The sequence below is a fragment of the Actinomadura sp. HBU206391 genome (assembly GCF_014323665.1).
GTDB lineage: Bacteria > Actinomycetota > Actinomycetes > Streptosporangiales > Streptosporangiaceae > Actinomadura_C.
On record NZ_JABVEB010000242.1, the window covers coordinates 1 to 7,924 of the forward strand.

At 70.7% G+C, this 7,924-nt stretch carries 6 protein-coding genes and 1 pseudogene; 1 reads left to right on the forward strand and 6 read right to left on the reverse strand.

The features are described from left to right. The first annotated feature begins 8 nt into the window (after window positions 1-8). Window positions 9-1,730, forward strand: coding sequence for a bifunctional 3'-5' exonuclease/DNA polymerase (locus tag HKK72_RS32645; protein WP_187238291.1), 1,722 nt, complete (start codon window positions 9-11; stop codon window positions 1,728-1,730). On the opposite strand, the gene HKK72_RS32650 is transcribed toward HKK72_RS32645, so the two are convergent. The 6 genes and pseudogenes from HKK72_RS32650 to HKK72_RS32675 all read right to left on the reverse strand — a co-directional run. Beyond that, the gene (locus tag HKK72_RS32650) at window positions 1,712-2,992 is read right to left on the reverse strand and encodes a flavin-dependent oxidoreductase (protein WP_187238286.1); all 1,281 of its coding nucleotides are present in this window, start codon (window positions 2,990-2,992) and stop codon (window positions 1,712-1,714) included. The genes HKK72_RS32645 and HKK72_RS32650 overlap by 19 nt on opposite strands. Before the next feature lie 49 nt (window positions 2,993-3,041). After that, on the reverse strand, window positions 3,042-3,815 hold the full coding sequence (locus HKK72_RS32655) for an ABC transporter ATP-binding protein (protein ID WP_187238287.1): 774 nt from the start codon (window positions 3,813-3,815) through the stop codon (window positions 3,042-3,044). A gap of 11 nt (window positions 3,816-3,826) precedes the next feature. Beyond that, window positions 3,827-4,708 (reverse strand): ABC transporter permease, encoded by an 882-nt coding sequence (locus HKK72_RS32660; protein ID WP_187238288.1) that lies wholly within the window; start codon window positions 4,706-4,708, stop codon window positions 3,827-3,829. A gap of 19 nt (window positions 4,709-4,727) precedes the next feature. Beyond that, on the reverse strand, window positions 4,728-5,504 hold the full coding sequence (locus HKK72_RS32665) for an ABC transporter permease (protein WP_187238289.1): 777 nt from the start codon (window positions 5,502-5,504) through the stop codon (window positions 4,728-4,730). Further along, window positions 5,501-6,478 carry an ABC transporter substrate-binding protein gene (locus HKK72_RS32670; RefSeq protein WP_187238290.1) on the reverse strand — a complete coding sequence of 326 codons (978 nt, stop codon included), beginning with the start codon at window positions 6,476-6,478 and terminating at the stop codon, window positions 5,501-5,503. The genes HKK72_RS32665 and HKK72_RS32670 overlap by 4 nt, the downstream gene beginning before the upstream one ends. Before the next feature lie 1,181 nt (window positions 6,479-7,659). Next, window positions 7,660-7,924: pseudogene (locus tag HKK72_RS32675) on the reverse strand (SAM-dependent methyltransferase); the annotation flags it as partial.

The window sequence follows — 7,924 nt, forward strand, 5'->3', positions numbered from 1 at the left end:
GGCAGGCGATGCCGCGGCCCGCGGTGGCCCGCGCGAGAATGAGCACCGTGCGGATCGCGGCCGGGACGACGCTGGACGGTGGAGGGGTGCTCCGCCCGCTGGCCGAGGACGGCACCCCGGCCGGTCCGGAGGAACGGGTCGACGACCTGGTCCGCGCGATCGGCGCCCGCGAGCGAGCCGACTCGCCGCGATGGGTGTGGTCGGCCACCGGCCGGATCTACCCGCGGTTGCTCGCGGCCGGGGTGCGCGTCGCCCGTTGTCACGACCTCGAGCTCGTCGAGGCGCTCGTGCTGTCCCACGAGGGCCGCTATGGGCAGCCGCGATCGGTGCGGGCGGCATTGGCCCGGTTGCGCGGTGAGCCGGTGCCCGGCGACGCGGCGCCGGCCGACGGCGGCCAGCCCACACTGTTCGGCGGCGCCGAGGACACCGCCGACGAGATGGCGGCGCTCATCGCGGTGCACGCCGACCAGCGGCGCAGGATCGCGGCCACCGAGCATCCCGAGCGGCTCGGGCTGCTGGCCGCCGCCGAGTCGGCCGGAGGCCTGATCGCCGCCGAGATGACCCACGAGGGGCTGCCATGGTCGGCCACGCGGCATGACGCCCTGCTCACCGAGCTGCTCGGACCTCGTCCCGGCCCCGGCCTGCGGCCGCGCCGGCTGCAGGAGCTCGCCGACCGGATCGCACAGGAGTTCGGCGGCCGGCGACCGGTGAACCCCGACTCCCCGGCCCAGTTGGTGAAGGCGTTCGCGGCCGAGGGCGTGATCGTGCCATCGACCCGTTCCCACGTGCTGCGCCGGGTCGACCACCCCGCCGTTCCGCTGCTACTGGAGTACAAGGAGCTCGCGCGGCTCCACACCGCGCACGGATGGTCCTGGCTCGACTCCTGGGTGCGGCAGGGACGCTTCCGCCCGGAGTACGTCGTCGGCGGGGTCCCCTCCGGCCGGTGGGCCACCCGGGGCGGCGGCGCCCTGCAGATCCCGCGGGTACTGCGGCGGGCGGTGGTGGCCGACCCCGGCTGGACCCTGGTCGTCGCCGATGCCGCCCAGCTCGAACCCCGGGTTCTCGCCGCCCTCGCGGGCGACCGCGCCTTCGCCGCGGCGGCGGCGAAGGGAGACCTCTACGCGGCACTGTCCGACGCCTTCGGCACGGGCGACGACGCGCGTGACAAGGCCAAGATCGCGTTGCTCTCCGCGATGTACGGGGGCGGCACCGGTGAGGCGGTCCAGCTGCTCGCGGTGCTCCGCAACCGTTTCCCCGACGCCTTCGGCTACGTTGAGGCGGCGGCCCGCGCGGGCGAGGCCGGGCGGCTCGTCCGGTCGCGGCTGGGCCGAACCTGCCCGCCGCCGTCGGCCGCCTGGCGGGACCTGACCTCGGACGGCTTCGCCGGGCAGGACGAGACGCGGGCCGGCGCGGCCCTGCGCAGCCGTGGCCGCTTCACCCGCAACTTCGTCGTCCAGGCCAGCGCAGCCGACTGGGCGCTCGCGCTGATGGCGCTCCTGCGCGGCCGGCTCGACGGGCTCGTCCAGAAAGACGACCGGCGGGACGTCCCGCACCTGGTGTTCTTCCAGCACGACGAGGTGATCGTGCACGCGCGGAAGGAGCTGGCCGACGAGGTCGCCGAGGCGATCCGGGCCGCCGCGGCCGAGGCCGGGCGGCTGCTGTTCGGCCGTACCCAGGTGGTGTTTCCAATGGAGATCGCCGCGGTGGACTGCTACGCCGACGCCAAGTGACCGCGGCGCGGCGGCAGCGTCCACGGTGAGCCGGCGGTCAGCTCGTCGGTGTGCGAGATGGAGCGGTATCCGCCGGCCAGGCGGGCGATCTCGTCCGCGGAGAGCACCTCGTCGGTGCGGTCGAACCCGTCCGGGGCCCGCCGGGCCACCTCGCCCATGATCACGTCGCTCCGGTCGCTGCGGTTGGCCAGCACGATGGCGTTCACCGGTTCGCGCCGTACGACCTCGTAGGCGGCCAGGCCGGCGGTGGCCGATCCCGCGCGAGCGAGCTCGTAGGCGAGTGCCCGCGCGTCGAGGATCGCCTGCGATCCGCCGTTGGAACCGAACGGATACATGGGATGCGCCGCGTCGCCCAGCAGGGTGACCCGGCCGCGGCTCCAGAACGGCAGCGGGTCGCGGTCGACCATCGGGTACTCCAGGATCTGCCGGGCGCCACTGATCAGTCCGGGGACGTCCAGCCAGCCGATCCTCCAGTCGGCGAAGTGCGGAAGCACGTCCTCGACCCGGCCCTCGCGGTTCCAGTCGGGCGCCTCGGTCAACTCGTCGGCGGGCAGTTGCACCTCGCCGAGCCAGTTGAGCAGGGCCCGGCCCCGGTCGTCGGCCTCGCGGGAGATGGGGTAGACGACCAGCTTGGCGACGAACCTGGTACCGATGATCGCCACTGTGCGGCCGTCGAGGAACGGATCGGCCTCCGTGACACCACGCCACATGCGGACGCCGTTCCACAGCGGGGCGCCCTCACCCGGATGCAGTCGCCGGCGCACCGCCGAGTGCAGCCCGTCCGCGCCGACGAGGGCGTCGGCCGCGATGGTGAACTCCGCGCCGGTCGCCTGGTCGCGCAGCCGGGCGGTGACCTGGTCAGGGCCGTCCGCGAAGTCGACGAAGGCGGCGCCGGTGCGCACGGCGTCGGCGCCGAGCCGCTCCCGTACCGCGGCGAGCAGCAGCATCTGCAGCTCGCCGCGGTGGACTGCGTACTGCGGCCAGCTATAGCCGAGGGCCAGCCCGCGCGACTCGCCCCACACCCGGTTACCGTGCCGGTCGAAGTGCACGAAGGACTCCGCGGAGAGCGCGGTGCCGGCGACGGCGTCGGCCAGGCCCAGGTCGGTCAGTTCCCGGGTGGCGTGCGGCAGCAGGTTGATGCCGACTCCGAGCGGGCGCAGCTCCCGGGCGGAGTCGACCACGTCGACGTCGATACCGGCGGCGTGCAGGCTGAGGGCCGTGGTGAGGCCGCCGATCCCGGCGCCTACGATCAACACCCGCATGACGGAACGGCACCTCCGGCCGGTTCGGTGTGACTGAGGTGCGCGACCGTCATGGCCGCGGGTCGGCCGGCGCGTCGTTACCGCGGACCAGCCGTCCGACCTCGGCGCGTAGATGCACGAACTCGGGCAGCTCGCGTGTACTGATCTGGTCGCGCGCCGACGGCAGCCCGACGGGCAGGTCGGCACGGACACGTCCGGGGGAGCGGCTCAGCACGACGACCCGGTCGCCGACATAGACGCTCTCGTCGATGTCGTGGGTGACGAGCAGGATCGTCATGCCCGAGTCCCCACGCACGCGCAGCAGCAGATCCTCCAGATCCTCGCGGGTCTGGGCGTCAACGGAGCCGAAGGGCTCGTCCATGATCAGGAACTCTGGGCGGTAGGCCAGCGCCCGCGCGATGGCGACGCGCTGCTGCATGCCGCCGGACAGCTGCCACGGGTACTTCGACCCGGCGTCGGCGAGGCCGACGGACTCGAGCGCCTTGAGGGCGGAGTCGCGGCGCTCCGCCCGGCCGAGACCGCGGCGGCGCAGCGGCAACGCGACGTTGTCGCGGACCGACATCCAGGGGAACAGCGAACGGCTGTAGTCCTGGAAGACGACGGCCAGGTTGTCCGGCACCCTGTCCACGGCCTTGCCATCGAGCAGGACCCGGCCGCCAGTGGGCGTCTGGAGCCCCGCTATGCAGCGGAGCAGCGTGGACTTCCCGCAGCCGGAGGGACCGACGATGCTGACCAGTTCGCCGTGCTTGACCTGCAGGTCGACGCCGGCGACGACGGGCGGAGCGTCGCCGTAGGCATGGGTCAGGTTCTCTACTTCGAGCACTCAAACCACCATCACGAATCGAGTCGCCGGGCACCGTGGTGCCAGGCCAGAAAACGGCGTTCCACCAGCACGAAGACCGCGTTGAACAGGCATCCGAGGATGCCGAGTGCCGCGATGCCGGCCCACATCTCCGGCATCTCCAGGCTCTGCTGCGAGTTGATCAGATGAGCACCGATACCGGTCGTGCTCCCGATGAGCTCGGAGATCACCATGAGGATCAGGGCGAAGCCGAGGCTCACCCGCAGCCCGGCGAATATCTTCGGGGCGGAGGCCGGCAGGATGATCCGGCGCAGCCGCTGCGCCCCGGTGATGCCGAACACCTGGGCCGTCTGGAGCTGCAGGGAGTCGACCGTGCGCACCCCCTCGATGGTGTTGAGCAGCACCGGCCAGACCACGCCGAACGCGATCGTCGCGACCTGCATCGGGGTGCCCAGGTCGAAGACGACGATGAAGAACGGGATCAGGGTCGGCGGCGGGATGGAGCGGCCGAACTGCAGCAGCGGGTCGAGAACGTCGCCGACCGCCTGCGAGCGCCCGATCACGATGCCGAGCACGACGCCGCCGACGGCGGCGAGGGCCCAGCCGCCGAACAGGTTGATGAAGCTCGGGCGGAAGTCGTCGATCGCCTTGTCGGTCAGGAACAGCTGCGTGACGGGTCCGGAGAACCAGATCTCGTGCAGGGCCCGCATGATCGTGGACGGTGGAGGGAAGAAGGGGTCCTTGGCGACCCGGGTGCCGATCTCCCAGCCGGCGGCCAGCAGCGCGACCAGCCACAGGCGGGCCGCGCCACCGGTCAGGATCGCGAGGCCGAGCGCGGGAGCGCCGCGGCGGGCCCTCCCGACGGGCGCACCGTGGTGCTCCCCGCTCGGCCGTTCGCTGGTGAGGACGCTCATGTCGTGTTCCCCCGCTCGCTCATGCCGTCGCCGCCGTCCGCACCATGTGCCAGCGGAAGGCCCGCCGCTCCAGCGCGACCAGCGCCATGTTGATGAGCAGGCCGAGCATCCCGGCCCACACCGCGCCGGCGAGCATCAGGTCAGGGCGTCCGCCGCCCGACTGCGTCTCCATCAGATATCCGCCGACGCCCTCGCCTCCGCCCACGACGAGCTCCGTGCTGATGACCACGACCAGGCCGACCGACGCCGCGATCCGGACCCCGGTGGCGACGAACGGCGCGGCGCTGGGCAGGCTGACCCGCAGCAGCACGGCGCCCTTGCCGAAGCCGAAGCTGCGCAGTGTTTCCTTGGCCAGCGGGTCCACATCGCGCAAGGCGTACAGCGTGTTGATGAGGATCGGCCAGCTCGCCGCATAGAACACGAGTGACATCTTCGACTGGGTCGCCGAGCCGAAGGTGACGAGGGCGAGGGGGATCAGCGCGACCGAGGGGATCGGGCGCATGAACTCGACCACGATGCGGGTGGCCCGGCTCAGCCAGGGGGTGGAGCTGAGCGCGAATCCGGCGGTCACGGCAACGGCGGTCGCGAGCAGCAGGCCGCCGAGCCAGGCTTTCAGAGTGTTGGCCACGTTGGTGAGGAAGTCGGTGTCCACCACCAGTTCCGTGGCACGCCACAGCACGACCGAGGCGGGTGGCAGCGAGTCGGGGTCGACGAGCCCGGTCCTTGAGACCAGCTCGGCGACTCCGAACGCTCCCGCCACCCCGGCCGCGCCGCGGACAATGTGAACGCGTCTCATCCGTTCTGCATGACCATGGAGTTGACGTCGATCTCGGTCTTCAGGTAGCCGAACTGCTTCATGACGTCGACGACCCGCTGGATCCGGGTGGCGCTGGTGGAGGTCGGGAAACCGTTCAGGTTGACGACGCTCACGACCTGGGCCGGGATCTTCGTGTACTTGGGCACGACCTCCTGCAGGACGGCGCGGTCGGCCGCGTCGGCCTGCGCCTTGACGATGGCGCGCTGGAAGGCGGCGACCGTCTTGGGGTTCTTCTGGACGAACTCCTCGGTCGCGCCGTAGCCCGTGATCGGGAAGTCCTTGGTCGGGCCGGTCGAGAAGTCGGTCAGCAACAGCGCGCCGATGGACTGCTGCAGCTGGGTGACGAACGGCTCGGGCACGACTACCGCGTCGACCTTCCCGGTCTTCAGCAGCTGCTCCTGGTTGGGGAAGGGGGCGAGCACGAGGTCCTTGTCCTCGTCGATCTGGACGCCGTAGGGCTCGAGCGCGGCGCGGACGAGCAGGCTGATCTGGTCGCCCTTGGCGTTGGTGCCGATCTTCTTGCCGGCCAGGTCCTTGGGGCTCCGGATCGCGGAGTTCTTCGCAACGAGGATGGCGGTGAGGTTCTTCGTCATGGACGACGCCTCAGCGACGATTTTCGGCTTCAGCACGCCCGAGTCCGCCGCCCGGAGCCAGACCACGTGGCCGCCCTGGCTGATGTCGAGGCTGCCGCCCTTGAGCTTGGGCAGGGCCTCGGCGCCACCGGTCACCACCTGGAGTTTGACGTTGAGGCCTTCTGCTTTGAAGTACCCCTTGGTGATGCCGATCTGGATCGCGGCACCCTCCATGATGGGCATCACGGCGACGTTGAGGTCGGTCTTCTCGAGCCCGTTGGCGGACTTCTTGGCGTCTCCACCGGTGCAGGCGGCGGACAACGCGAGCGCGGCGGCCAGGGCCCCTCCGAGCACCGCGCGGCGTAGATGAATTAACTTCATGAACGCTCCTTCAAGAGGACGAAATGTGGGGGAGTAGGCCGCCTTGGGCGGCTGAACGTTGGCAACTTTAGTGCAGTGCCCTGCGTCATACCGGGCTTATCGCCTGGCTGAAGCGCGAGTTCGAGCGGGCGGTTTCACTTGAGGTCGAACGGTCCTTCGGTATCCCCCGGGAGACGCTGCGCTTGCCGGAAATGCCATCCGAGCAGGTGAGAACCATGCGGGCCGGTGACTGGCTGGACGCCGGGTGTGGTGGTTCTGGTCGATCGTGTGGGAGTGGCCCATGGGGAAGGCGGTCACCGCGCCATGATGACCGGCGGTGCTGTTGCGACTGGCTTACTTGACGGTGACGAACACGTTCGCGGTCCTGCGCCTTCTGCCGGCGAGCGATCGGGACAAGGAAACCGAGATCTTGGCCCTGCGTCATCAGATCGCGGTGCTGGAACGCCAGTTGCACGGGAATAAGGTGCGGTTCGCCGCGCCTGACCGGGCCTTCTTGGCGGCGCTGCTGCACCGCTCGGCACCGGAGGCGTTGCGCCGGTTCCGGTCTCGGCCTAAGCGTCCGGGCGGGCCTCGGACCGTACGTTCTATCAGCGTTCTGGTTCTGCGCCTGGTCCGGGAGAACCCCGGTTGGGGGTACCGGCGCGTCCATGGGGCAGCGTGCCGACGTGAGATCAGGTCCCGGTGCCGGCGCAACACCGTGTCAGGGCGTACCAGCAAAAGGCAGGCGAACTGCTGGTGCTGGGTGTGAACGTGGCCGCCTCCATCGTGTGGGGGATCCTCAAGGACGCCGGTATCGACCCGGCGCCCGAACACGCGTCCAGCACGTGGGCCGGCTTCCTGCGCTCCCAGGCCGATGCTCCACCACACGCGCCGGATCCGCGTCCTTGGCGCCACCGCCCACCCAACCGCCTCCTGGGTGACGGGCGTGGAGAGGCCGGAATGTTGCGGGGCGTTCTTCGCTCCGCGCATGGCTGTACCGGATTGCGACCGATGCCTGCCTCGACGTCCTTGACGGTCGGTCGCGGCCGATGCTGCCCGATCAGACCGGTCCGCCCTCCGGTCCGGGGCAGGCGCGGCGGTAGTGGGTCTGGTGTCCGCGAAGACAGGCGGTCACCGCCGCGGGAGGGCGGCTGCACCGGGCAGTGCCGGTCTTGAACTGGCGTGATCCGGCCAAGGTCAAGTTAGTGACGGCGGGCTGTGATGATCCAGGCACGCGAGTCGAAGTACACGCCATCATCGGTGTTGTGGGCGGCCAGGGTGGCGCGTAGCCGCGTGCGTGCTTGCTCGGCAGTCGCGGCGTCGAGGTCGGCAAGGAGGTCTTTGTCCCATAGGCGGAGCACGTTATCGAAGGCGGTGGCGCTGTCCGGGCCGTAGTAGACGGGCTCGTTCGTGTCGGTGAAGCTGACTTCGGTGAAGCCTGCCGCCGCCAGGATGCCTTCGGTGATG

What these genes read in the sequence shown, in the direction of transcription:
- HKK72_RS32665 (WP_187238289.1), bottom strand. Translation starts at nt 5,504, where the DNA reads ATGAGACGCGTTCACATTGTCCGCGGCGCGGCCGGGGTGGCGGGAGCG.
- HKK72_RS32670 (WP_187238290.1), bottom strand. Translation starts at nt 6,478, where the DNA reads ATGAAGTTAATTCATCTACGCCGCGCGGTGCTCGGAGGGGCCCTGGCC.
- HKK72_RS32660 (WP_187238288.1), bottom strand. Translation starts at nt 4,708, where the DNA reads ATGAGCGTCCTCACCAGCGAACGGCCGAGCGGGGAGCACCACGGTGCG.
- HKK72_RS32645 (WP_187238291.1), top strand. Translation starts at nt 9, where the DNA reads ATGCCGCGGCCCGCGGTGGCCCGCGCGAGAATGAGCACCGTGCGGATC.
- HKK72_RS32650 (WP_187238286.1), bottom strand. Translation starts at nt 2,992, where the DNA reads ATGCGGGTGTTGATCGTAGGCGCCGGGATCGGCGGCCTCACCACGGCC.